We start from the raw sequence: 24,900 nt of genomic DNA, 5'->3' as shown, positions 1-24,900 counted from the left end.
CGCGACGGTATGCCCGAGACGACCTATCGGCGCCGGATGCTGATCCTGGCGATCTGCTGCATGAGCCTGCTGATCGTCAGCCTGGACAACACGATTCTGAACGTCGCGCTGCCGTCGATGCAGCGCGACTTCCACGCCTCGCTCTCCGGCCTGCAGTGGACGATCGACGCGTACCTGGTGGTGATCGCGTCGCTGCTGCTGCTGTCCGGCTCCACCGCCGACCGGATCGGGCGCAAACGGGTCTTCCAGATCGGGCTGGTGGTGTTCACCCTCGGGTCGGCGCTGTGCAGTCTCGCCCCCGGCCTGGGCTGGCTGATCGCCTTCCGCATGCTCCAGGCGGTCGGCGGTTCGATGCTCAACCCCGTGGCGATGTCGATCATCACCAACACCTTCGACGACGCCAAGGAGCGTGCCAAGGCGATCGGCGTGTGGGGCGGCGTGGTAGGCATCAGCATGGCGGCCGGGCCGATCATCGGCGGTGCGCTGGTGGAGTCGGTCGGCTGGCGCTCGATCTTCTGGATCAACCTGCCGGTCGGCGTGGCCGCGCTGGCGCTGACCGCACGGTTCGTGCCGGAGTCGCGCGCGCCGCGCCCCCGCCGGATCGACCCGGTCGGCCAGGTGCTGGTGATCGCGCTGCTCGGCAGCCTCACCTACGGGATCATCGAGGGCACCGGCGCGGGCTGGGGCTCCCCGCTGATCGTCGGCTGCTTCGTGGTCGCCGCGGCCGCGGTCGCCGCGCTGGCCCGGTACGAACGGCGCCGGATCGACCCGCTGATCGACGTGCGCTTCTTCCGCAGCGTCCCGTTCAGCGGCGCCACCGTCATCGCGGTCTGCGGCTTCGCGGCGCTCGGCGGGTTCCTCTTCCTCAACACCCTCTACCTGCAGAACACCCGGGGCCTGTCCGCGCTCGACGCCGGCCTCTACATGGTGCCGATGGCCGTGATGTGCCTGGTCTTCGCACCGCTGTCCGGACGGCTGGTCGGTGCCCGCGGGCCGCGGCTCCCGCTGGTGCTCGCCGGGATCACGATGACCGCCAGCGGCGTGCTCTTCGCCGGGTTCGACGCCGAGACGAACAACGTCAAACTGTTCACCGCGTACGTCCTGTTCGGCATCGGCTTCGGCCTGATCAACGCGCCGATCACCAACACCGCGGTGTCCGGCATGCCCCGCGCCCAGTCCGGGGTGGCCGCCGCGGTCGCGTCCACCAGCCGCCAGGTCGGCCAGGCGCTCGGCGTCGCGGTCCTGGGCGCGGCACTCGCCGCGGGCCTGCACGCGGGAGCATGGTGGATCATCACCGGATGCGGGGCCGCCGTGCTGCTGCTGGGTATCCTCACCACCGGCCGCTGGGCGCGCGGCACGGCGGAGCGTACGGCGTCGGAGCTGATGGCGCCCGAGTCGGAGAAGGACAAGGTGGCGGTGAGTACGTCATGACGACGGTGAATGTGGACGACGCGGGTGGGGGTTCGGGCGCGGGTACGAGCGCGGGTCCGGGGGCGGGCTCGGGTGAGGCCGCGGGCATTGCCACGGCCGAGATGTCGGCCGAGGCCGCGGACGCGGCCGAGCGGGTCTGGAACAACCTGCGGGCCCTCGTTCTGGAGCAGAACGAGCGCCGCAAGGAGACGGCCGAGGCGCTCGGCATGAGCTTCTTCCGGGTCAAGGCGCTGCGCCGGATCGCCGCGCGGTCGTACCGGATGAGCGACCTCGCCACCGAACTCGCCTCCGACCGCCCCTATCTCACCCTGGTGGTCGACGACTTGGAGGAGCGCGGCCTGGTCGAGCGGCACCAGCACCCCACCGACCGCCGCGCCAAGATCGTGTCCGCGACCGAGAAGGGACGGGCCGCCGCCGCCCGCGCCAACGCGATCCTCGGCAACGCCCCACCCGCGCTGGCCGCCCTGCCCGCGGACGACCTCGCCGCCCTCGACCGGATCGTCGCCGAACTCGTCGCCGCGGGCGCCCGAGCCCTCGCGGCCACCCGCGGCGACGGCGGAGTGGAACCGGGGGAGTAGCCGCACCCGCGCTCCCGGGCCCGCGGGACTCTCAGTCCGGCGGGCGGGACGCGGTCGCGGGGGTGCTGGGGATGGGGATGATGGGGGTGACGGGGGCCGGCGGCGGTGCCGGCAGTGGGTCGGCCTGGATGTCCATGGCGTCGTGGTCGGGGTTGGGCATGCGCCAGATCTTGAGCACCTTGACGCGGACTCCGTACCCGGTGATCACGTCCCCGGCTTTGACCAGGTGCCAGTCGGCGTGGAACTCGTCCCGATACAGGCCGAGTTCGGCTTCGTGGGGGCCGGGCAGCGGTTTGACGGACCCGTTGGTGGAGATACCGAAATCCACGCCGCGGCCGTGGGGGAGGGAGATGCCGCCCGTGCTGAGGATTCCGATGTTCTCCGGCACGGCCACGAGCCGCTGCACGTCTGCCGGATGCCGCCCGAGCGGTGGCGGTTTCGCGTCCTGCGGGTTGTGACCGCGCAACTGGTGCACCAGCACGGCGGCGAGGGCGCCGATGGCGACGAGCCCCACGGCTCCGGCCGTGAACCGCCTCGTGCGGAGCGTCACTTGCTCTCCTTGTCCGGCGGGCGGGACGCGGTCGCGGGGGTGCTGGGGATGGGGATGATGGGGGTCGGTGGCGGGGTGGGCAGCCGGTCGGCTTGGAGGTCCATGGCGTCGTGGTCGGGGTTGGGCATGCGCCAGATCTTGAGCACCTTGACGCGGATGCCGTATTCGGTGATGACGTCCCCGGCTTTGACCAGGTGCCAGTCGGCGTGGACGTCGTCCGGCTCCAGGGCCAGTTCGGCCTCGTGCGGCCCGGGCACGGGTTCGATGAGGTCGCTGGTGACCACGCTGAACGCAACGCTGCGGCCGCCGGGGAGCTGTATGCCGCCGGTGTGGCCGAACGGGTTGCCGTCCGGCACGACCACGATCCGCTGTACGTCTGCCGGGTGCGGCCCGAGTGAGGGCGGCTGCGCGTCCTTCGCGCTGCGGCTGTCGGCCTGGTGCACCAATACGGCGGCGAGGGCGCCGATGGCGACGAGCCCTGCGGCTCCGGCCGTGAACCACCGGGTGCGACTCATCCTCATGGCCTGGTCAAAGCCGCCGGAGTCGTCGATGTGGTCGTCGAAGTACTTCAGCGCGTCGTCGATGTGCTTCTGGTCGGGCGCCGGCTCGTCGTCGAAGTCCAGGCCGGGATCGACGCTGTAGCCCTGCTCGGCCAGGTGGTGCACGCTGTCGAGTTGGGCGCATCGGCGCGTCATCGAGGGAGCGGTGGCGTCGAGTTGGGCGTGGAGCGAGGCAGGCAGGCCCATGTAGAACATCGGGAGCGCCTGCGGGATGAGCGCTTCGAGGACGGGGCTCTTGCTGGCCGGCTGGGCGCCCTTGAGGAGCATCTGCGCCTCGCGGAGCACGCCGGCGAGTTCGCCGTGCAGGGTGCGGGCGCCGGGGCCGGCCTTCTTCATGCCGGCGGCCAGGGTGCGGATCTTCGCGGTGTCGAAACCGTGGAAGTCGCCCATCAGACAAGGCCGTTCGGCCGGGCGGCGCCCATCAGTGGCCGCCGGCGGTCTGCTTGGCCCCGGCCTTGGTGGCCTCGTCCTCCAGGCGGTGCGCCTCGGCCTCCCAGCGGGCCACGTCCGCGAGCAGGTCGTGGGCCATCGTGCCGAGCGTGCTCTGATGGCCGGTGAGCATCTGCGTCGTCGTGGTGGCGTACGGACCGGTCCAGATCGGGGGGCTCGCAGTCGCCTGTTTCACGGTCGCGTCCAGGTACGGCCCGAGCGCCGCCGCGATCTTGCGGGCTCGTGCGGCGCAGGCACGTAACTGCCCCGCCCGTTCCTTCTTCTGCGCGGGCGTCTCGTCCTGCGCGGCCTGCTCACCCATGCGGTCCCCCCCGGGACTGGTCTGCGCTGCCGACCCGAGTGTACGGCTCCGCGGCAGGGCTTCAAGGCCGCCTGACGCGTGGTCAGTCGTCGGCGAGCGCGGACTCGTAGGTCTGCAACGTGGTGACGAACATGCGGCGTTCGGCGGGGGTGAGCGGGGCGAGCGCCTGTCGCCAGGCGGTGGCGCCGCGGGCCAGCCAGTTGCTGATGGCGGGGTGGTGGGCGGGGTCGATCGACACGATGGCGCGGCGGCGGTCGCCGGGGTCGGCGTCGCGCCGCAGGACGCCCTGCTTGGCGAGGTCGCTGACCATGAGGCTCACCGTCGCGGGGGCGACCTCCAACCGGGTGGCGAGGTCGTTCACCGACAACGGGCCGTCGAAGAGCAGGTAGGAGAAGAGCGAGAGGTGGCGGGGCGCGAGGGAGTAACCGCTCAGCTCCTCCGGGAGCTTGATCCGCTTGGCCCGGCCGACCATGCGGGGCATCAGGCGCAGGAGGGTGCGGATGCCGTCGTCGACGGAGAGGCCGTCGGCGCCCGCGTCCGCGGTGTCACTGCCCGGCCCGTCCGGACCGACCGGGCCATCGTCTGCCGGGCCCTCGTCTGCCGTGCCGGCGCTTCCCGTGCCGGTGCCTGCCCTGTCGGTGTCTGGCGCGCCCGCGTCCCCCGCGCCCGCCTGCGCTGCACTGTCCGCGCGCGGCGCTGCGCCGCTCGCGCCCGTCGTGCCCGCGCCCGCCCTGCCCGCATCCGCGCGGCCGTCACCCGTGATTGACATGGCAGCCCGCCTCTCATAGCTTTGTTCTCAAAGATGCTTTGCTTGCAAAGCGAAGTATTCCCGTGGTCCGAGCGTATCGGAGAGAGGCATCCCCATGGCCGACTGGACCGAGCAGGTCATCACGGAGTTCCGGGCGAACGGCGGCCGGGTCGGCGGCATGTTCGCCGGCGCCGACCTGCTGCTGCTCACCACCCTGGGCGCGCGCAGCGGCCTGCGCCGCACCCACCCGATCGGCTACGCCAGGGACGGCGACGCCCTCCACGTGTTCGCCTCGAACGCGGGCGCCGACCGGCACCCCGGCTGGTACCACAACCTGCTCGCCCACCCCCAGGCACAGGTCGAGATCGGCGACGGCGCCGACGGCGTGCGCGCCCTGGCGGTCCGCGCGCGTCCGCTGGCCGGGGTGGAACGTGACCGCGCCTGGGCCCGGCAGGTCGCCGCGGTGCCCGCCTACGGGGAGTACGAGACCCGGACCGCGCGGACCATCCCCGTGGTGGCGCTGCACCCCCTGGACCTCACGGCGCCCGACGCCGACCGCAACCGCGCCATCGCCTACCAGCTCCTCACCGTGCACACCGAGTTGCGCGGCCAACTCGCCGCTCTGCGGTACGGCGAGCCGGCCACCGCCGAACTCGCCGTGCACTGCCTGGCGTTCTGCGACGCGCTGGGCGCGCACCACGGCACCGAAGAGGGGGTGCTGCCCGCCTTCGACACCGCCTTCCCCCATCTCGCTCCGGTGCTGGCCCGGTTGCGGGCCGAGCACCGCGAAGTGGCCCAGGAGCTCGCCGAGTTGCGCGCGATGGTGCGGGAGGGTGCCGGACCCGCGGCCGTACGGGCCCGGCTCGACGCCCTCGCCGCCGGCGCGGAGGCGCACTTCGCCTACGAGGAGCGGCACTTGCTGCCCGCCCTGCTGGGCGAGGAGGGCGCCCGGGGGTTCGGCGCCGGCTCGGGATGAGGCGAGCCGGACGGGCCCGCCGGTTCGCCACTTGCCGGTTCGCGACCTGCCGGTTCAGGACCTCCGGACCCGGTGGACGTGCCCGACGCCTCAGCTCGTCGGCGAGTGGGACGGCGAGGCGGAAGGGCTGGGCGTCGCCGGCGCCGTACCGAAGACCACGCTCACCTTGGTGAACCCCAGCGACGTCAGCATCCGCGTCAGCATGCTTCGGGTGTTGGTCTCGGCGCGCTGCGCCAACTCGCTCTGCTTGGCGGCGGTCTGGATCTTCGACGCGGCCAGCTCGTTGAGCTGCTGCATGTTGCCGGGGTTGCCGCTGAAGAAGTCGCCGATCCGGTCGAAGAGGCCGCGCTGCTGCGACACCACGTAGGAGTGCTTGGGGTCGAGCGAGGCGCGCTCCAGACCGGCGTGCGGCAGCCGGATCGCCGCGGTCCTGCGGTTGTCGGAGACCTGCACCGCGCCGGTGCCGACCTTTCCGAGGTCGACGTAGGCGTCCACGCTGCCGGCCCCCACGTACAGGGTGCGCTTGCCGCGGACGGCGTCGGGCAGGAACTTGGCGTCCTTGTCGAGGTCCACCACGACCTGGAAGTTGCCGCTGGCGCCCTCGAAGCGGTTCATGTCCTGGATCGACTTGAGCAGCACCGGACCGCTGCGGTCGGTGGTCTTCTCCTCGAACGGGTTCGGGATTCCGGGCAGCAGATTCGCCCTCCCGAGCAGGAAGAACAGCAGTCCCAGCACGACCACGCCGATCACGATCCGTGCCCACCACGGTGTGGTGCGCACCACCTCGACCTGCTGCGTCTCCATGACACACCTCCTCTCGTCACCGGCTCGGCTACCCCCGGAACGTGCCGGCATGGCTGCGTTCCGTGGCCAACGCCCTTGGGGGGGAGGTGACTTGATCGTCGAGAAGCGGCGAGAGGGGGAGCCCCGGTCGCGGATGAGCGGACTCGATCGGCGAATGTTTCGCGGGTGGATTCGAAGCTTACGGTCCCTGATGGGCTGAAGTGCGGGGTGGGCGGGGCGCTGCCCTCCGCCCCCGGGCGGGCTACGATCGCTGATATGAGTGCCACCAGCGTGCAACCGCCCCGTGACGACCAGCCGGAGACCCCCGGTGACGGCACCGCGACGCTTGCCGAGATCGCGCGGGCCGCGGGCGTGTCGGCTCCGACTGTTTCGAAGGTTCTCAACGGGCGGGGTGACGTCGCGCCGGCCACCCGCAGCCGGGTCGAGGAGCTGCTGCGCCGGCACGGCTACCAGCGGCGGCGCGGCAGCGTGCAGCCGGCCCCGCTGATCGACCTGGTCTTCCACGAGCTGGAGAGCTCCTGGGCGATGGAGGTGATCCGCGGGGTGGAGAACGTGGCCCGCCAGGAGAGCCTCAACGTGGTGCTGTCGGAGTCCGCCGGGCGGCTCAGCCCCGGCCAGACCTGGGTGGACGGTGTGCTGGCCCGTCGCCCGACCGGGGTGATCCTGGTGCTGTCCGGCCTGGACCCGGCGCAGCGCGCCCAGCTCACCAGCCGCGACATCCCGTTCGTGGTGCTGGACCCGGCCGGCGACCCGGGCGAGGACGTGCCCGCGATCGGCGCCACCAACTGGCAGGGCGGCCTCGCCGCCACCCGCCACCTGCTGGAGCTGGGCCACCGCCGGATCGGCGTGATCGGCGGCCCCAGCGGCATGATGTGCAACCGGGCCAGGATCGACGGCTACCGCGCCGCCCTGGAGACCGCCGGCGTCGACTACGACCCGGACCTGGTGCGGTCCGGCGACTTCCACCACGAGGCCGGCTACACCGTGGGGCTTGAGCTGCTGCGCCGCCCCGACCGCCCCACCGCCGTCTTCACCGGCAACGACCTCCAGGCCCTCGGGCTCTACGAGGCCGCGCGCGAGCTGGGCCTGCGCATTCCGCAGGACCTGAGCGTGGTCGGTTTCGACGACCTGCCGCTGGCCCGCTGGATCAGCCCGCCGCTGACCACGGTCCGCCAGCCGCTGACGGAGATGGCCGAGGCCGCCGCCCGGCTGGTGCTGGACCTGAGCCGGGGCAAGCAGCCGAGCACCCTGCGGGTGGACCTGGCGACGCGGCTGGTCGAGCGGGCGAGCAGTGCGCCGCCGCGCGCCGATGGTGAGGGGCGGGGTCCGGCGGGGGAGCAGGCCGGGGAGTAGGCGGGGAGTCGGCGGGGGAGCCGACGCCGGCGCGGCGCGGCTCGGGGGCGGGGCTCGGGGGCGGGCCCGCACCCCGGCCGCCGTTGGGCCGGGTGCGGGCGTACGCCGCGCGGTGACGGGCGGTCCGTCAGCCCGCGTATGGGAGCGCTCCCGCTACTCCCACCTGCGATGACCGTCGCGAGTGTTGACGCTCGACGGGGGCGGTCGTAAGGTCTGCGCACAGATCGGAACAGTCCCCGAAACTTTCGAACCGTGGGGAGTCGTACGGCGTGGCCGCGGCGGCTCCCGGGGACGCAGCAACCCTGTCCAACCCCACTTGGAGAGAGGTACCCCCCGATGTTCTCGAAGCGCACCCTGAGATCCGCCGTGGGCGGGTCCGGCGTCGCCATGATCGCCGTGACGGCCGCGCTGGTCGCCACCGCGATGCCGTCCGCCCATGCCGCGGACACCCCGCTGCGCACGCTCGCCGAGGCCAAGGGCATCTACATGGGCACCGCCCTGATGGCCAACGAACTGTCCGGCACGTCGGCGTCCATCGCGAGCACGCAGTTCGACGAGGTGACTCCCGGCAACGAGATGAAGTGGGACACCGTCGAGCCGACCCAGGGCACGTACAACTGGGGGCCCGGCGACCAGATCGTGAGCTTCGCGCAGCAGCACGACATGGAGGTGCGCGGCCACAACCTGGTCTGGCACAGCCAGTTGCCGAACTGGCTGACGTCCGGCAGCTTCACCAACGCGCAGGTGCACGACCTGATGATCAAGCACGTCACCGACGAGGTCACGCACTACAAGGGCAAGGTCGTCCACTGGGACGTGGTCAACGAGCCGTTCAACGAGGACGGCAGCTACCGCTCGGACATCTGGTACAACCAGATCGGCCAGTCCTACATCGCCGACGCCCTCACGGCCGCGCACGCCGCCGATCCGGCCGCCAAGCTCTACATCAACGACTACAACATCGAGGGCGAGAACGCCAAGAGCAACGCGATGTACGACCTGGTCAAGTCGCTGAAGCAGCAAGGCGTGCCGATCGACGGCGTCGGCTTCCAGGCGCACTTCATCCTCGGCCAGGTCCCCTCGGACTTCGAGGCGAACCTGCAGCGCTTCGCCGACCTCGGCGTGGACGTGGCGGTCACCGAACTCGATGTGCGGATGAACACCCCGGCCAGCGCGGCCGATCTCCAGCAGCAGGCGGGCGACTACACCAAGGTGGTGGACGACTGCCTCGGCGTCTCGCGCTGCCAGGGCATCACGGTGTGGGGATTCAACGACGCCACCTCATGGGTGCCGAGCACCTTCCCCGGGCAGGGCGCGGCCACCCCGTACGACGAGAACTACCAGCCCAAGCCGGCCTATTACGCGATCCAGACCGCGCTGGGCGGCAGCGGCACGACCACCCCGCCGACGACGCCCCCCACGACGCCGCCGACCACGCCCCCGGGCGGCGGGGCCTGCACGGTCGCCCACACCACCAACGAGTGGAGCACGGGTCTGACCGCGAACGTCACCGTGACCAGCGCGTCGGCGGTCAACGGCTGGACGGTCGCGCTGACGTACCCCGGCGGCAGCAGAACCGTCACCCAAGCGTGGAACGCCACGGTCACCCAGAGCGGCAGCACCGTGAGCGCCACGAACCTCTCCTACAACGGGACCATCGCGGCCGGCGGCAACGCCACCTTCGGCTTCAACGCCGACTGGTCCGGCACCGACCCGAAACCCACCGCCGCCACCCTCAACGGCACCGCATGCACCATCAGTTGAGCTGACCCGCAGTTCCCCGCGCCCTTGCCCTCGGCTCGGTCTCTTCCGCGGAAGGACGATGCCCCGCAAGGGCCGCGGGGAACCGCGCGACCAATCCACGTGCCGGCGGGGTGGGAGCGGTGACGGGTGTGGTGGGGAGGGGGCGGCGGCTACTTTCCGCTGACGGTCACTGTCGCCTCGTGTCGGACCGGGAAGTTCACCGAGCTTGCGATGAAGCAGAGTTCGTGTGCGCGCTCGTGGAGTGCGAGGGCCTTCTCCGTCATGGCGGGATCGGCGACCTCGACCTCGGGGCGGAGTACGGCCTCGGTGAAGTGCCCGCCGCCGTCGGACGTTTCGGCCATGGTGCCGTCCGCGCGGTCGGTGTAGGCGGTGACCACGACGCCGTTGACCGCGCAGACATGGAGATACGCGAGCAGGTGGCACTGGGAGAGCGCCGCGAGCAGCATCTGCTCGGGGTTCCAGCGGTCGGCGTCGCCACGGAAGTGCGGATCGGCGGACCCGGCGATCACGGGTGTGCCGGGCGCGGTGACCTCGTGGGTGCGCCGGTAGGACCGGTACGAGTCCGTGCCCGTGCCGAGGTTGCCGGTCCAGACGAGTTCGGTCCGGTAGGTGTGCTGCCGGGCGGACGGCATGGCGTGCTCCCTCGGGTCGGTGGCGGCCACCAGGGGCCGTAACGGTCATTTTATCGGTGGGCTCCCTACCACCGCGCAGGGCTCACCGGTCGGCGGGTAGGGCGGATATGTACGGTCCCGGCGGGGCGGCCAGCGCGCGGGCCACCCCGGGCTCCTGCCGCCCGAGGAACTTCGGGTTCGGCTTGATCGCGATGTCGAGCGCGGCCTTGTCCGCGGCCAGCAGTTCCCGGGTCCCGCTGGCGTACCACGTGGCGTCGTGCTTCTCGTCGACGCCGACGCCGTACGCGTCGATCCCCGCGGCCTTGCACAGCGCGAGCGCCCGGTCGATGTGGAAGCTCTGGCTGACCAGCACCGCGCGGTCCACGCCGAAGATCCGCTTGGCCCGGTCGCAGGAATCCCAGGTGTCGAACCCGGCGTAGTCCAGCACCACTTGGGAGCTGGGCACACCGTGCGCGACCAGGTAGGTACGCATCGCGCCCGGTTCGTTGTACGACGTACGGCTGTTGTCGCCGGTGGCGAGGATCACCTGGACCTTGCCGGCCGCGTACAGCCGGATCGCCGCGTCGAGACGGTGCGCGAGGTACGCCGACGGGGTGCCGTGGACCAGCCCCGCGCCGAAGACCACGGCCACGGGCTCGCTCGGCACGTCCTGCTCGGAGCGCACCCGGCTGTCCTGGGTGAGCCGCAGCCAGGTCGGCGGCAGCAGCGCGAGCACGCACAGCGCCACCGCCCAGCGCAGCAGCCGGCGTTGGGCGTGGCGGGTGCGCGGGAGGTGTGGGAGGCGCGGGCGGAAGCGGCGCGCCGGGCGGGTGCCGGCCGGGGCCGGCGACTGCGTGGTCCGCAGGTCCGCCGAGGTGCCCGGGTCGTCCGGTGCCTGCGACGTACGCGACGCGGTCGGTGCCTGCGACATACGCGGGCGGAGCGGGCCGATCCGAGCGGTCCGGGCGGTCCGGATGATGCCGGCCGCCCGGGCGCGCAGTCGTCTGGTCCGGTCACGCATCGGTGCCCCCTCGCTCGTGGGGCGCGCTGCCGCGCCCGTCAGTCACGCAAGATCTCCCCCTACGCGCTGATTGACGTGTTCCCGGCCCACGCGGTTGCGGTGAACTCGCGTGCCGCGGCCCCCGTGTACAGCGCCGCGGCCAGCCAGGCGGTGGCGAAGGCGTCCGGGTCGGCGGGCAGCATCGCGCCCAGCGGGTCCGGACGGCGGGCCCGGGTCGCGGCCGCGAGGGAGCGCGCGCACGCGGCGGCCGTCGGCAGCCCCGCGGCCACCAGCCGGCCCGGCAGTTCGGGGTCGACCGCGGCGGCGGCCAGCGCACGGCCGCCCGCCACGGTGCGGGCCACTGCCCGGCTCAGCAGCTCCCACTCCACCGGTGGGGGAGCGAGCGGTGGTATCGCGGGCAGGTGCGCGGCGCCGGCCGACCCGTCCGCGCGGCCGGGCGCGGAACCTGGCGCGGAAACGGGAGCGGGGGCGCCGGGCGGAAGGCGGTCGAGCCCCAGGTCGTAGCGCGCACCGCCGTCGGTCGTCAGCGCCAGCGCGGCCACTCCCGACGGCCGGTCGGGGGCCAGCCGGCCGATCAGCCGGAGCCGTCCGCCCGGGCGTTCGGCGAGCCGTCGCAGGTTGCCGGCGTACGCCAACTCCGGTCGCTCGTCGGGGGCGTGGAGCAGCACCGGCGGACCGCCGTCCGGCACGAGCGCGGCGCGCCCGCCCCGGCCGACCACGGTCCCTTCGAGGAAGAGCAGGTCGGCGCCGGCGGGTCTGCGGTCGGCGTCGGTGCCCTGGTGCGCGAGTGCCGCCGCGACCTGTTCCGCGGGCGGCCGGCGCCACAGCGCGTCGAGCGGGTCGGCGGACCAGTCCGCGCCGGACGCCGTGACCGTACGCAGCCCCGCGCCGCCGCCGATCCGGCCGTCCTCGGTGAGGGTCGCGCCGGTGGCGATCAGGCCCGCGCCACGGCCGAGTTCGCGCAGGGTGAGGGCGGCGCCGCCGGGCAGCGGGGCGCTCGCGGCCGACCGGGCCCGCTCGGGCGGCCCAGGGGCGATGACGGCGAGGGTGCGCAGCCCGCCACCCGGGTCGAGGGCGTACGTCCGCGCGCCCGCGTAACCCGACGCGGTCGCCACCGGTTCGGTGAACAGGCCGTACAGCCGCAGCGATCCGCTCGGGCGGTACGTCCGGCGCGCCTCGCCCGCGGCCCGGTACGCGGCGGCGCGGGCCGCGGGGTCGGCCGGGTCGGCGGCGCGTATCACGCGGGTCAGGTCGAGCAGTTCGGCCAGGTCGTCCACCAACTCGGCGAGCCGGAAGGACGGTTCGGCGCTACGGGCCTCGGTGAGGCGGCGGGCGACGCGGACCGCGGCCGAGGAGGGCCGGTGCAGTCCGGCGAGCCGGGCGGCCTGCGCGGCGTGCAGCAGCCTCGTACGCGGCAGCGTGGAGGCGACGGCGCCCTCGCGGAGGACGGCGACCCCGGCCGCCCACAACGCCTGCGCGGCCTGCTCCGCCGCGGGGCCCAACGGGTCCGGCCGCGTCGACGGCTCCGCCCCGCCCTCTTCCCTCCGCCCGGCTCCCTGGGCGGGCGGCGCTTGCGGCTCCTCCTCTTCCTCCACCAGGGGCGCTGCCGCGAGCACCGCCGCCCGGTGCAGGCACGCCGGGGCGAGCAGGCAGTCGCAGGTCACGGCGGCCGCGCTCGCCACGGTGCCGTGTTCGGTGAGAGCGAGCACGACCGTGGTGTCCGGGTCCACCGCGACCCGCGCGGCCCCCTCCACCCGGGTCACCGGCCACCCGGCCGCCTTCGCCACCGCGCCGTCGAGCCGTTTGCGCAGCCGCGCGGGCAGATCCGTCAGCGCCTGCGCAGCGGCACCCGCCGCGACCGGCGGCAGTCCTTCCTCTGCCCCTGTCCCCGTCTCCATCCCCGCACCCCTTCACCCGCACCGTCACCAGCGCCCCGTCGTACGCCCCGATCTCATCCTGCCCCAGGGGTCCGACAACGGGTCTGACGGCGCCCGTGCCCACGGTTTCGCGCCGGCCCTCTGCCCGGGCGCCCCCGTTCCGTCGGCTCCCGGACCACTCGCCGGTGGTGGGTTGCCCGCGCCGTTCTCCGCGCCCCCGGGTTTGTGCGGGCATTCGCGTGGTGGCCCTGCCGCGTCGCGGTGGTGGTGGTGGGGTGGTGGGTGCGGCGGCGTCGTGGTTGGTCGCGCAGTTCCTCGCGCTCCTGGGGATGTGCGGGTTCTTCCGTGGTGGCCCCGCCCCGCTGCTTGGGTGGTAGGTGCTGCGCTGTTGGGGCTCAGTGCAGTGGAAGAGGTTCACCAATGAGGGGCGCGGGGAACTGCGCGACAAGCCGTCCACCGGCGGGTGGTCCGGCGACTCGGCTGTCCGGGCTGGGCCTGCGGGCCCCCGGCTGCGCGCCCCCGGTCCGTGGAAGGGGGCACCGCCCAAGGGCCCGGCGAGCCGGGGAGATTCAGGGGCGGCGGACCTGTTCGCCGATCCAGGACGCCAGTTGGAGGGGCCCGAGGGCAGCGACGGGCATACCCGCGCTGACGAGCTGCCCGGCCACGCCAGTGGAATAGCGGGGCCGCCCCGAGTCGTCGAGCGAGGCACAACCGAGGACGCGGCAGCCGGAGTCGACCAGGGCCCGTACCTCCGCCAGGAGCGGTCCGAGCGCGTCGCCCTCCTCGAAGTCGCTGATCAGTACGACGAGAGTGCGGGAGGGCACCGTGACGAGGGTACGGGCGTGGCGCAGTCCGCGGGCGATGGAGGTGCCGCCGCCGACCCGTACTTCGAGCAGAAGTGACAGCGGGTCGGACACCTGGTCGGTGAGGTCCAGGACTTCCGTGGAGAAGGCCACGAAGTGCGTGGCGAGCGCGGGCACCCCGGCGAGCACGGCCGCGGTGAGCGCGGCCCAGACCGTGGAGGACTCCATCGACCCGGACACGTCGACGACCAGGACGATCCGCCAGTCCGCCGAAGCGCGGGCCCGGGTGCGGAAGACCGGCCGTTCGGGTCGTACGGTGACCGCGCCGGTGACCGGATCGCGTTCGGCCGTCGCGAGGTTGGCGCGCAGCGTACGGGCCAGGTCCAGCGGGCCGCCCGGGCGGTGGGTGGGCCGCGGGTGGGTCAGGCCGACCAGCGCCGGCCGCATCCGGACCGCGAGTTCGCGGGTCAGCTCGCCGACGATACGGTCCACGAGCGGCCGCAGCCGGGCGAGTTGGCCCTCGGGCAGGCCGCCCGCGTAGGAGAGCACGGTACGCAGCAGGTCCACCGAGGGGCGCGCCGACCGCGGGTCGATGGCGAGCGCGGCGTCCAGCCGGCCCGCCGAGGCCGCCGCCGACAGCACCTCCTCCCGCACGTCCGCGCCGAACAGTTCCGCCAACTCCTCGCCCCACGCGCGCACATCCGGATACGGCGGACCCTGGCCGCCTCCGCTGCCCGCCGCGCCGGGCATGCTCGCCGCGCCCTCGCCGCGCCCTGAGCCGTACAACTCGTCGAGCGCGGTGGCGATCCGCCCGGCCCGGCCGCCGCGTCCGCCGCCGTCCTCGACCTGCCCGAGCAGCAACTGCCATCGGACGTCGGAGGTGATGCCGTCGGGTGTGGGTGCGGGTGCGGGTTCGGGTTCCTGCGGCTCGGGCCGCGGGGAGGCGGGTGCCTCGGCCGCGTCCGCCGTGGCAGGCTTCGGCCCGGCCGGGTTCGTCATCGGCTCGGCGCTCTCCGTCGTGAGGAGCGTCAACAACCCGCGAGCCGCGAGCACTTCGCGACCGGCGAGGTCCGCCGACGTGTGGCGGGCGAGCGTGTGCGGGTCGGACGCGGTGGCCCCCCGGGACGCGGCCGGCGCGGACGGGTGGGCGCGGACCGTGGCGAGCAGGCGGGCGCGGGCGGCGGGGGAGAGGGCGTCGAAGCCGTGTCGCAGGGCGGGCAGCCGGGTGAGGAAGGCGCGGCCGGGCAGTGCCGCGACGAGTTCGGTGACCGGGGCCAGCAGCGGGCCCGATTCGAGGAGTGGCCCGGCCGCGGTGAGCGCACCCGCGAGGAACGCGCCCAGGTCGGCGCGGAGTTCGGGACCGGTCGCGCCGTACGTACGACCGGCCAGCGCCGTACCGAAAGCCGCAGGCGGGAGGTCGTCGAGCAGCACCCGGGTCGCGGCCGCGGCGCCCTTGATCAGAGGGGTGCCGTCGGCGGCCAGCCGGGTCAGGGCGTCGCGGACCCGTAGCCCCGGCGGGCCGCCGCGGGTCGCGAGTTCGGCCAGCGCGCGGGCGTCGGCGGGGTCGTCGGAACCCGCCAGCCCGTCCAGCGCGCGAACGCCCGCCGCGGTGAGTCCGGCGAGCGCGGCGGCGACCCGCGCGGCCTCCCAGTCCGCGGGCAGGCCGGGCAGCAGCCCGGCCGAGATCCTGTCGAGCAGCCGCATCGCGGAAAGGAGTTCGGGCAGCGTCCCGGCGGCCGGCAGCACGTCGGCGGTCTCGGCGAGCCGGTCCGCCGCGGCGTCCGGCAGCCCGCACAGCGCCGACTCCTCGAAACCGGCCAGCACTTCGGCCGCCGTCGGTCCGCCGCGCCGCCGCTCGGCCAGCGCCCGCTGCCGCAGCAGACCGGCGGCGGCCTGCGCCAGGTCGGTGCCATGGGCGGCCACGGCGTCCAGCATGGCGGCGGTCGCCGGGGTCCAGCCGACCGCCCAGCGGACACCGATGCCGATGCCCGCGCTCGCGCCGGTGTCGCCGTCGGGCGCGGCGGCGCCCGGCGATCCGGTCGGCCCGGACGCACCCGGCGTTCCGAGTGGCGTGCCCCCGCCGGGTACGACCTTGCCGTACGGCACCCGGCACACCGCCAGCCGGCGCAGCGCCAACTCGCGCCGGCGGTCGAGCGGTGAGCGGTGCGGGTCGAGCCGCACCTCGCGCCGGTCCGGCGCATCCGGTGCGGGCAGCCGCAGTTCGGCGAGGAGCGCCTCGACGGCCGGGCCGAGCCCGGAACGCGGGGTGCCGGGCGCGAGCCGCCCGTGCCGGGTGCCGACCAGCACGGACTCCAGTGCCTGCGCCACCACCCTTCCCCGGCCGAGCAGTTGGCCCTGCGCCAGGACCGTCTGCGCCGCCTCCAGCAACTCCGCACGCCCCGCGGCCGGACGACCCCGCAAGGTCGCCAGGTCGCGTGCGTGCCGTACCACTTCGCGGGCATCCGGCGGCCCGCACGGGTGGCCCGCGGCGCGTACGGCGACGCAGACGCGTACCGCCGTCGCCACCAGCAACGCGTCCAGCCGCTCCGTGTCCCCGGCCGCCTCCACGACACCCTGCTGCCACTCCGGGTCCCGGACCCCGGCGGGGTAGCCGGACCGTTCGTCCAGCAGAGCGAAGGTATAGGGGACGAGCGAGGTGGTGACATCGCCGGTCGCCGCAGGCGGTTTGGTCGCCACACCCGGTTCGGCGCCGGCCTCGGCGTCCGGCGCGTGCGGTGCCGCGCCCGGCAGCAGGGCCGGGCCATGGAACGCGCCCACCAAAGCCACCGGCCGTACGGCGCCGCGCTCGGCCATCACGCGCCGCATGTGGGCCTCGCGGCGCAGGTCGTGGGGGTCGAGCCGGTCCTCCGTGGCGGCGTCGCGGCGGAGCGCCCAGCCGACCATGAGGGCGGCGCGGCGCAGCGACTCGGGCGCGCCGCCCGGGGCCGCGGACTCGACCAGGCGGTCCCAGAGGTCGTCCTCGGCGCGGCCTCCGGCACGCTCCCGCAACGCGTCCGCGAGGCCGCGTCGCGCGGGTGGGTGAAGGGTGCCCGCGCCGCCCCCTCCGCGGCGCGGGCGGTCTGTTTCGGGCGCCCCGACCGGCAGGTCGAACGCCACCACCGGCACCCCGGCCGCCCGCGCCCAGCGCAGCGCGGCGAGTTCCGGCGAGAACTCCGCGAACGGCAGGAACACCAGCCCGCGCGGCCCGTGCCCGGCCAGCGCCACCGGCGGTAGCACGTCGGGGTCGGCCAGGTGCGGCAGCCAGGTCCCGAAGTCCGCGGGGAGTTCCACGAACAGCACGTCGGGCGCCGCCGCGGCCAGCAGCTCCGGTACGGCGGCGGCCAGCGCGGGCGAGTGGTGGCGTACCCCGATCAGGTACGGCTCCCGGCAGCCCGCCAGCGCTCCCAACTTCGCCTCGACACGGTCGAGTTCGAAGCGGCCGGACCCTCCGGACCCTCCGGACCCGCCGGACCCTCCGGACCCGCCGAACACGTCTACCTGGTCGGCCGGTTCGGCTCTGCCGGCCGGTTCGGGTTCCACCCCCGCCGCAGCCCCGTTCGCGGCCCCCTCCGCCCCCTCAGCCGAGCGCATCGCGCAGCTCCCACAGCGTCCGCCACAGCGGCGCGCCCTGCTCCGCGCGGCGCCGTACCGGACCGTCCCAGTAGCCGAGCAGCCGGGCGTGGTCGGCCGGGTCGTCCTTGCGTACGGTGCCGAGCAGGTGCCCGGGCAGGGTGCGCAACGGGTCCCGGCCGTCGGGGAGATAGGCCGCGGCCAGGCCCAACGAGGTGGCGACGTGGACCGCTTCCGCGGTGCTCATCACCGTGGACGGCCGTTCCACCTCCCAGCCCTCGGCGCTCTGGCCGCCGCGCAGGTCGCGGAAGGCGGTGACCAGTGCCTCCAGCACCGCCTGGTCGACGGCGAACCCGGCGCCGCCGCGGGCCAGCGCGGCCGTGGCCTGGGCGCGGACGAGCGCGGTCTCGGTGTCGAGGTCGTCGATCGGGCCGACGGTCTCGAAGTTGAACCGGCGCTTGAGGGCCGCGGACATCTCCGAGACGCCGCGGTCGCGGAGGTTGGCGGTGGCGATCACCGTGAAGCCGGGCACCGCGTGGACCGTGCCGTCCGTGCCGTCGCCGCTGTCGGCCAACTCGGGTACGGCCATGCGCCGTTCGGACAGGATCGACACGAGCGCGTCCTGCACCTCCGGCAGGCAGCGGGTGATCTCCTCGATCCGGGCCACCGCGCCGCGCGTCATCGCGGTGAGCACGGGGGAGGGCACGAGGGCCGCGCGGCTGGGGCCGTTGGCGAGCAGCGACGCGTAGTTCCAGCCGTAGCGGACCTGGTCCTCGGTGGTGCCCGCGGTGCCCTGGACGGTCAGCCCGCTGGTGCCGCACACAGCGGCGGCCAGCAGCTCCGACAGCATCGACTTGGCGGTGCCGGGCTCGCCGACCAGCAGCAGGCCCCGCTCCCCGGCGAGCGTCACCACGCACCGCTCCACCAGCGCCCGGTCGCCGACGAACTTCCGTGCCACCACGAGCTCGTGGGGCCCGTCGCCCGCCTGGGCGCCCTCAACTCCGTTGCCAGCGGCGGCGCGCAGCGGTTCGCCGCCCGAGCCGCAGACGAAGACGACCACCGCCCTCGGGGTCAGCCGCCAGCCGGGCGGGCGCGGTCCGCGGTCCCAGCCGGCCAGGAACGCCAGCTCCGCGGCGTACCGGTCCTCGGCCAACTCGATCTGCCGCCGGGCAGGTTGAGCGCTCACCACGCCACCGTCACCTTCGCTGTCACCTTCACCCGCACCGTCGAACCCACCGGTCCCGGCGCCCTTCGTCCCGCGCTCGCTCATCGCCGTCCCCGCCCGGTCCGCCGCTGGGCGAACTTCTCGAAGGCCGGCGGGTCACCGTCCAGCACCCGCTGCCATGCCCGCCGGAACAGCTCGGGCACCGGCAGATCCGGTATCGGCTGCGCGGCGAGGTCCAACTGCCCTGCGGAGAGCAGTTCCTGCTTCCACGACTCCAGCGGCAGTGCCGGCGCCGCGAGGTCGAGCCAGCCGCCGGGCAGGAAGAGGGAGCGGCCGGACCGCGGCCGTTTCGCCTCCACCACCAGTTCGGTCGCGGCCAGTTCGGCCCTGGCCTGCTTCGCCCGGGCCGGTTTCCATCCGGTCCAGGCCGTGACGTTGCGGTCCGTCGGGTCGGGCAGCGCCAGCAGCATCAGGTACAGCGCGGCCGCGTCCTGCGACAGCCCGAGCCGCTGCGCGGCCCGCGCGGTCAACTCCGGCACGCTGTGCGCCGGATACTGCGCGGCGCCCGCCGGCCCGTCGGCGGCCACCGCGGCCGCCAGCCCCTCGCCGAGCACATCCCGCAGCGCCTGCACGTACGGGCCGCCGATACCGGCGAAGCCGGACAGCAGCACGAGCGCGGGGTGGTCGGGGCCGCCCTCGGCGGAGGCACCGGGCAGCACGGCCGCGGGCCGCAGCCACACCTCTTCGTGGGTCCTGCCGCGCAGCGGCGGCGCGAGGACGATCGCCGGTCCGACCCGGACCAGGCCGTCCGGTCCTTCGCCGCCGGTCGTCGGCAGGCCGTACGCCTCGCGCAACGCCACCGCGACCGGCTTGCCGGTGCCGCTCCAGGAGACGTTCAGGTCCAGCAGCAGTTCCTCGTCGGCGAGCCGCGCGCGCAGCGCGGCCAGGGTGTCGCGCAGCGGCGGGCGCAACGGGTCGCCGTACGGCAGCCGGTACGCCAGCCAGCGCAGCGCGCCGCTGTACTGCCGCAGGGTGGACCCGTACAGCATCGCCTCGGGACGGTCGGGCGCCAGCACGCGGTTCTCGTCGAGCCGCTGGCGGGTGCGGCCGTGTAGGGCGGTGGCGGCCTCGGAGTTGACCACCATCTCGGTCCACGCGCCGAAGTCGCCCTCCCGCTCGGCGCGTTCGACCAGCTCGATCGGCACCGGGCGCCGGTCGCCGTGGACGGACAGCCACGCGTCGGCGAGCGCGTCCGGGTCGAAGCCGTCGAGCCACAGCCGGTCCACCGCGGCCGGGTCGGCGGGCACGAGCGCCGCGAGGAAGCGGGTCCGGTACTCGGTCGGCAGCCGGCGCAGCGCGTCACGCGCGGTGAGCGCGCGGGTCGGCCGCAGCCCGGCCAGGTCCAGCACCTCCGCGGGCGGCAGCCCCGACTTCCCGTAGCCGCCGAGCCCGGGCAGGCCGAGCAGCAGCAGGGCGGCCAACGACACGTCCACGCCGGTCCGTTCGGAGAACCGCTCGGCCGCCTCGGGGCGGTACGGCACCGGGCCGCGTTCGGCGACCCGCGCGATCAGGGCGGCCGCTGCGGCCACCGTGGCCACCGCGGCGGGTTCGGCCGCACCGTCCGAACCCGCCTGACCGTCCTGGCTGTTCGGCCCGGCCGGTCCGGCCGCGCCGGCGCGCGCGAGGTCCGCGGTGGACCCCAACACCCGGTCCTCGGTGAGCGAGAACCCCTCCCACGGCCCGAACTTCCCGTCGGGCGCGAACTCGACGGCCTTCCAGCTCTGCCGCTCGTCGCCCTCGTCCTGCAGGAAGGAGAGGACCAGCAGCGACCGCTCGCCGCTGCGCCACACCTCCCCGACCCGCTCCGTGGCCTTCTTCCCGCTGACGCTCAGCAGCCGCAGCCGGCCGCGCGGATCGGCGAGCAGGCCCCCGCCCGACGCGCCCACGCCCGTCTCCGCACCAACACCCGCACCCGCACCCGCGTCGAGTCCGAGCACGGTGTGCAGGAACTCCACCAGGGCGGTGCGCTGTTCGGCCGGCGTGCCCGGGGCCGCGGCGCGCGCCGCCGCCGCGATGACACCGGGACCGGCGAGCGTGAGCCAGTCGACGGTGCGGCGGACGTGGTAGCGGCCGGCGCTGCCGAAGCGGACGTCCTTGGGGCCCGGGAGAGCCGGGCGGGCCGGCTGGGTGCCCGCTTCGATCGCGTGGAGGGTGCGGAGCGTGCTCAACGTGTCGAAGGTGTGCCGGTCGGAGCTCCCGAAGGGGTAGCCGCCGACCCGGACGGTGTCGATCAGCCCGCGCAGCGCCTCGTGGAGGACCGCGTCATGGGCGTGCGCGGCCTCGGCCGCCGGCTTCTCGGCACGGCGGCGGTTGCGGCGCTCGTGGAGCATCGCGATCCGCCGGGCCGCCGCGGCGGCGGTGCCGACGATCGAGGCGACACCCTTGATCAGCAGCGGGTCGGTGATGCCCGGCAGCACCTTGCGTACGGCGGCGGGCACGTCGGCCTTCGCGTTCGGCACCGCGGCGAGCAGCGCGGCGGCCTGCTCGTCGGTGACCGCGCGCAGCACCGCGGAGCCCGCCTCGTCGCGGGGGCGCAGCGCGTGCCAGTACGACAGCGGCGGCACCAGGTCGGTGCCCTCCGCGTAGCGGTTGCCACGACCGCCGGTCTCCACGTCGCCCAGTTCGATGCCGTCCGCGTCGTACAGGTGGACCGTCTCGGACCAGCTGCCCTGGACGGTCGGGTGCAGTGCGGTGCCGCCCGGCAGCCGCAGCGGCGGCAGGGGAGTGGCGTCCCCGGAGGTCACCGGGCTGCGGCTGCCGTCCACCGAGCACGCGGTGTACGTGTCGGCCGCCTCGTCGTGGCGCACCCACCAGCCGAGCAGGCCGTCCTTGCTGCCGAACGGCGTCGCCTCCAGGCCGGGTGCGAGCGGAAGCAGGCGGGACGCGGGCTCGTCCACCCGCGTGCCGGCGCCGTCGCCGGCGAGGGCGCTGTCGAAGAAGGCCGGCAGGGAGGCGCGGCCGCGGACGGCCGCCGCCGGGTCGTACTCGTGCCAGCGGCCCTCGTGCAGCACCCAGTGCGAGATCCCGTCGCACGCGATCGGGCGGCGCTCGGCGAAGGAGGTGTCGCCGGGCAGCACCGGCCGGGAGCCGTAGCAGCGGCCACCGCCGGCCAGTGCGAGCGACGCCGGGCCGGCGCCGCGGTGCGGCGCGTCCAGGTGGCCGGCCGGGCGGAAGGTGTCGGCGGGCCGCCCGGACCAGGCCGCGCGCCGCTCGTCGCCGTAGCCGGACGCGATCAGCCACTGGCCGTCGACCAGGCGCACGGTGGGCCGCAGCCAGGAGTACGGGTTCGGCGCGGGCAGGGTCAGGGTGCGCTCGTCCAGCACCGCGTCGGGCCCGACTGCGGCCACATGGGTGCCGGACATGACGATCAACGCGGGCCAGGCGTCGTCGAGTTGGAACCACTGGTCGTCCTTGACCCCGCGCATCCGCCCCGCGACGTAGGAGTCGAGGGCGGGCCAGCCCAACTCGTCCAGGACGCCCGCGCGCAGGGCGCGGGCCAGGACGGGCGCCACGTCGAACGCGGTGAGCCGGTCCACGGCGCCGGGCGCGGTGGCCAGCACACCGGGGTCGCCGAACGGGGCGAGGCGCGTCAGCTGGCGGTCGAGACCGGGCAGTCCGAGCGGCCGGTCCAGGTCGTCGGCGCGGTCGGTGAGCCATCCGCCGACAGCCGCGCCCAGCACCGGGTGTTCGGCCAGCGTCAGCAGGCCTTCCGGCCCGTCGCTCCGGGTGGCGACCCGTTCGACGGAAGTACGCAGCAGCGGTGCGTACCTCGGGTCGGCGGCGACCGCGGCCAGGTCGCGGCGGCCGGGGTTGTCGTCGGCCAGCCAGCGGGCCAGGTCGATGGAGACGCCCTTGTGCGGGTCGGCGACCGGCACGCCCGCGGCCAGACACGCGTCCAGCAGGTCGGGGGCGATGTCGCGGTGGCCGCGCTCGGCGGTCAGCCGCACCGGCTCGCCGTCGCGGACCAGCCGCGGCGCGAACCGTTCCACCAACTCCAGCTCCGCCACCATCCGTTCGTCCGACCGGCGGTAGCCGCGCTGCCGGAACCGCGCCCACTGCCCGAACCACCACGCGACGCCGGGTACGTCCTCGCGCGCGTCGCCGGCGGGTTCAGGGGCGGCGGCACCGGCAACGGATTCGGCACCGGCGTCAGCACCGGCACCGACGGCGTCGCCCTCGGCGAGCAGCGTGAACGCCCCGGATTCCTCCAGCAGTTCGAGCCACAGCGTGTCGATCGCGGCCCTGCCCTCGGAGGCGTTGCCGGCCTCGGCGGGGAACAGGCGCAGCAGCCGGACCCGGGCGGTGCGGCTGTCTCGGGCGGCGGTCAGCAGCGCGCCGCGGGCGGACTTCCAGAACGACAGCGCGGCGCGGCCGATCGCGCTGGTGCCGAGCAGTTCGCCGACGAGCGCGGCCTCCTCCGCGGGGGCGTCCCGTCCGGCGGCCCTGGCCAGCCGGCGCAGGTCCTCCATCAGCCCGGCGTGCGGCGGCAGCCCGGCGCCGGCCCGCTCCATGCACAGCAGCCGGAACTGGGTGAACGCGGCCTCGGGTGAGAGGCGTTCGGACAGTCCCCTGGCCTGCTCGCGCAGCGTCTTCCCGCTGAGCGCCCCGGCCGCGGCGAACTCCAGGAAGACCTCGCGCAGCCGCTCCTCGTCGATCGCCAGGGCGTGCCGCCGCTCGGCGTCGCGCGCCTTGCCGAAGTACATGGACGCGTACGTCGTCGACTCGGCGGCGAGGAAGATCCGCGCCACCTCCTCGTAGTACGTGGGCAGGAAGTGCGGCACCGAGCGGTCCAGCCGCTCGCCGATCTCGGAGAAGCCGTCCTTCGCGTGGCCGGGCTTGGTGGCGGCGAGCCGGGTCAGCCGCTCCATCTCCTTCACCACGGCGAGCGCGTGGCTGGAGTTGGCCGGGTCGTTCACCAGGGCCCATGCCGGGAAGCCGAGGGACTGCCGCAGCACCCGGCCGACCGGGACCGAAGTGTCCGCCGTGTCCGCGGGTTCAGGGGCCTCGGCCGCGAACCCCGGTGCGAAGCCCAGGTATTCGAGCGACAGGTCCTCCGCCGTGCCCAGCGCCTCCGGCACGAGCCGCACGACCGTACGGCCGTCCAGGACGGGGTGCGCGTAAGCACGGGCGACCAGCACGTCCGTCGCGTCGCCCGGTCGGTCGCCGCCGGTGGCCGAACCGGCCTTCCCCGCAGCCGTGTTGGAGCGTGCGGCCGGCGCCGTACCCGACGCCGTGCCAACCTCCTTGCCCGCCTGCCGATCGAGCGGCAGCACCGCCCCCGCGGCCAGCAGATCCCCGTCGTTCATCGCTTCCCCTCCACGCCCTCTTCGGTCTCCTCGGGCACGACCCGCCCCGCGTACAGCGCCGACGCCATCCGGTGCCCCTCCGACCACGCCACCGGGTCCACCTCGGACAGCCGCAGCCGGCCGCCCCCGCTGCCGCGCCACTCCAACTCTCCGGTGACGGCCTCCGCTTCGGGGTAGTCCGAGCCGAGCCACAGCGCCGCCTCCACCGGCCGCCCGGCCGCCATGACCTGGCAGACCGCGTGGCCGCCGCGCACCCGGTAACCGAGCTGCGTGGCACGTGCGGTGGCATGCCGCAACTGGGCGAACCGGCCGCCCGCGTACGTGTCCAGGGCCGTCGCCGCGCCGTCGGTCCCCGGTCCGCGCCGCCACACCTCGCGGAAGAGCTGGCCGACGCTCTGCCGTACCTCCAACTCGGCGGCGAACTCGCGGAGTTCGTCCAGGTCGGCGGGATCGGTGAGCAGCACCGGGTGCGGTATCAGCACGGCGGGTACGGTCAACCGCACCGAGTCGCCGTCGAGGTCGACCACGCCGAGGCCGCGCTCGGGGCCGGCGTCCCGCAGGAAGCCGGCCCGGGCCAGGTCCGGGCCGCCGTCCTCGGCGAGCGGCGCGACCACCAGGTCCCGCAGCGCCGCCTGCCAGGCCGCGTCGGGCCAGACCCGGGCGATCAGGGCGGCCGGCACCGGCAGCGAGCGCACCAGCCAGGCGTCGGCCTGCGCCAGGCACTCCCGCTCGTGGCGCTCCAGCCACTCCGCGAGCTGCTGGAGCCGCACCACCTCGGGGTCCGTGCGCAACTTGCCCGGCACCTGCTTCAACGCCCGCCCCGCGGCGTTACGGCACACCACCCGCGCGCCGTCCAGCGTCACGGCATAGCCGCCTGCCGCCTCGATCCAGCCCATTCCCCGGTCCCCTCCAGCACGTTCGCTTGCGAGGTGGATCACAGTAGAAGGGGGCACCGACAATCGCGGGCCGGTT

At 74.7% G+C, this 24,900-nt stretch carries 17 protein-coding genes; 5 read left to right on the top strand and 12 right to left on the bottom strand.

Annotation, left to right across the window (positions count from 1 at the left end):
- Positions 1 to 9: 9 nt before the first annotated feature.
- Positions 10 to 1,431, top strand: coding sequence for an MFS transporter (locus OG370_RS13185; protein ID WP_328463804.1), 1,422 nt, complete (start codon positions 10 to 12; stop codon positions 1,429 to 1,431).
- Entirely contained in the window at positions 1,428 to 2,009 is a 582-nt protein-coding gene (locus OG370_RS13180) for a MarR family winged helix-turn-helix transcriptional regulator (protein WP_328463802.1), read from the top strand. The genes OG370_RS13185 and OG370_RS13180 overlap by 4 nt, the downstream gene beginning before the upstream one ends.
- A 31-nt stretch (positions 2,010 to 2,040) precedes the next feature.
- On the opposite strand, the gene OG370_RS13175 is transcribed toward OG370_RS13180, so the two are convergent.
- The 4 genes from OG370_RS13175 to OG370_RS41470 all read right to left on the bottom strand — a co-directional run bounded on the left by OG370_RS13175 (position 2,041) and on the right by OG370_RS41470 (position 4,639).
- Entirely contained in the window at positions 2,041 to 2,559 is a 519-nt protein-coding gene (locus OG370_RS13175; protein ID WP_328463800.1) for a hypothetical protein, read from the bottom strand.
- On the bottom strand, positions 2,556 to 3,509 hold the full coding sequence (locus OG370_RS13170; protein ID WP_328463798.1) for a hypothetical protein: 954 nt from the start codon (positions 3,507 to 3,509) through the stop codon (positions 2,556 to 2,558). Before OG370_RS13170 ends, OG370_RS13175 begins: the two co-directional genes overlap by 4 nt.
- A gap of 31 nt (positions 3,510 to 3,540) precedes the next feature.
- Complete coding sequence (locus OG370_RS13165; RefSeq protein WP_328463796.1) at positions 3,541 to 3,870, bottom strand: hypothetical protein; 330 nt, start codon at positions 3,868 to 3,870, stop codon at positions 3,541 to 3,543.
- 82 nt (positions 3,871 to 3,952) lie between these two features.
- Positions 3,953 to 4,639 (bottom strand): MarR family winged helix-turn-helix transcriptional regulator, encoded by a 687-nt coding sequence (locus OG370_RS41470; protein ID WP_443060661.1) that lies wholly within the window; start codon positions 4,637 to 4,639, stop codon positions 3,953 to 3,955.
- A gap of 94 nt (positions 4,640 to 4,733) precedes the next feature.
- On the opposite strand from OG370_RS41470, the gene OG370_RS13155 reads away from it, so the two are divergent.
- Positions 4,734 to 5,594 carry a nitroreductase/quinone reductase family protein gene (locus tag OG370_RS13155; RefSeq protein ID WP_328463794.1) on the top strand — a complete coding sequence of 287 codons (861 nt, stop codon included), beginning with the start codon at positions 4,734 to 4,736 and terminating at the stop codon, positions 5,592 to 5,594.
- A 90-nt stretch (positions 5,595 to 5,684) separates the two neighbouring features.
- Here OG370_RS13155 and OG370_RS13150 read toward each other — a convergent pair whose 3' ends face one another.
- A complete protein-coding gene (locus OG370_RS13150; protein WP_328463792.1) occupies positions 5,685 to 6,398 on the bottom strand; it encodes a DUF4230 domain-containing protein in 714 nt (237 codons plus the stop codon).
- 255 nt (positions 6,399 to 6,653) lie between these two features.
- On the opposite strand from OG370_RS13150, the gene OG370_RS13145 reads away from it, so the two are divergent.
- Together OG370_RS13145 and OG370_RS13140 are read left to right on the top strand one after the other, a co-directional pair.
- Positions 6,654 to 7,751 (top strand): LacI family DNA-binding transcriptional regulator, encoded by a 1,098-nt coding sequence (locus OG370_RS13145; protein ID WP_328463790.1) that lies wholly within the window; start codon positions 6,654 to 6,656, stop codon positions 7,749 to 7,751.
- A gap of 336 nt (positions 7,752 to 8,087) precedes the next feature.
- A complete protein-coding gene (locus OG370_RS13140; protein WP_328463788.1) occupies positions 8,088 to 9,515 on the top strand; it encodes an endo-1,4-beta-xylanase in 1,428 nt (475 codons plus the stop codon).
- Positions 9,516 to 9,664: 149 nt separating this feature from the next.
- Here OG370_RS13140 and OG370_RS13135 read toward each other — a convergent pair whose 3' ends face one another.
- From OG370_RS13135 to OG370_RS13105, 7 genes are all read right to left on the bottom strand, one after another.
- Complete coding sequence (locus OG370_RS13135; RefSeq protein WP_328463786.1) at positions 9,665 to 10,147, bottom strand: OsmC family protein; 483 nt, start codon at positions 10,145 to 10,147, stop codon at positions 9,665 to 9,667.
- Positions 10,148 to 10,229: 82 nt separating this feature from the next.
- Positions 10,230 to 11,057 (bottom strand): SanA/YdcF family protein, encoded by an 828-nt coding sequence (locus tag OG370_RS13130; RefSeq protein ID WP_443060864.1) that lies wholly within the window; start codon positions 11,055 to 11,057, stop codon positions 10,230 to 10,232.
- A 149-nt stretch (positions 11,058 to 11,206) separates the two neighbouring features.
- On the bottom strand, positions 11,207 to 13,045 hold the full coding sequence (locus OG370_RS13125) for a hypothetical protein (RefSeq protein WP_328463784.1): 1,839 nt from the start codon (positions 13,043 to 13,045) through the stop codon (positions 11,207 to 11,209).
- A gap of 548 nt (positions 13,046 to 13,593) precedes the next feature.
- Positions 13,594 to 17,418 (bottom strand): DUF5682 family protein, encoded by a 3,825-nt coding sequence (locus OG370_RS13120; protein ID WP_328463782.1) that lies wholly within the window; start codon positions 17,416 to 17,418, stop codon positions 13,594 to 13,596.
- Positions 17,405 to 18,667: an AAA family ATPase gene (locus OG370_RS13115; protein WP_443060660.1), complete on the bottom strand. Its 1,263-nt coding sequence runs from the start codon at positions 18,665 to 18,667 to the stop codon at positions 17,405 to 17,407. The genes OG370_RS13120 and OG370_RS13115 overlap by 14 nt, the downstream gene beginning before the upstream one ends.
- Positions 18,664 to 23,928, bottom strand: a complete 5,265-nt coding sequence (locus OG370_RS13110; protein WP_328463777.1) for a hypothetical protein — start codon at positions 23,926 to 23,928, stop codon at positions 18,664 to 18,666. The genes OG370_RS13115 and OG370_RS13110 overlap by 4 nt, the downstream gene beginning before the upstream one ends.
- Positions 23,925 to 24,824, bottom strand: a complete 900-nt coding sequence (locus OG370_RS13105; RefSeq protein WP_328463775.1) for a DUF4132 domain-containing protein — start codon at positions 24,822 to 24,824, stop codon at positions 23,925 to 23,927. The genes OG370_RS13110 and OG370_RS13105 overlap by 4 nt, the downstream gene beginning before the upstream one ends.
- Between the last annotated feature and the right edge of the window lie 76 nt (positions 24,825 to 24,900).

Origin of the sequence: Streptomyces sp. NBC_00448, from assembly GCF_036014115.1 — a bacterium.
Lineage (GTDB): Bacteria > Actinomycetota > Actinomycetes > Streptomycetales > Streptomycetaceae > Actinacidiphila.
The sequence above is the reverse complement of the archived record's forward strand: the minus strand, read 5'-3'. Positions and strand labels throughout refer to the sequence as shown.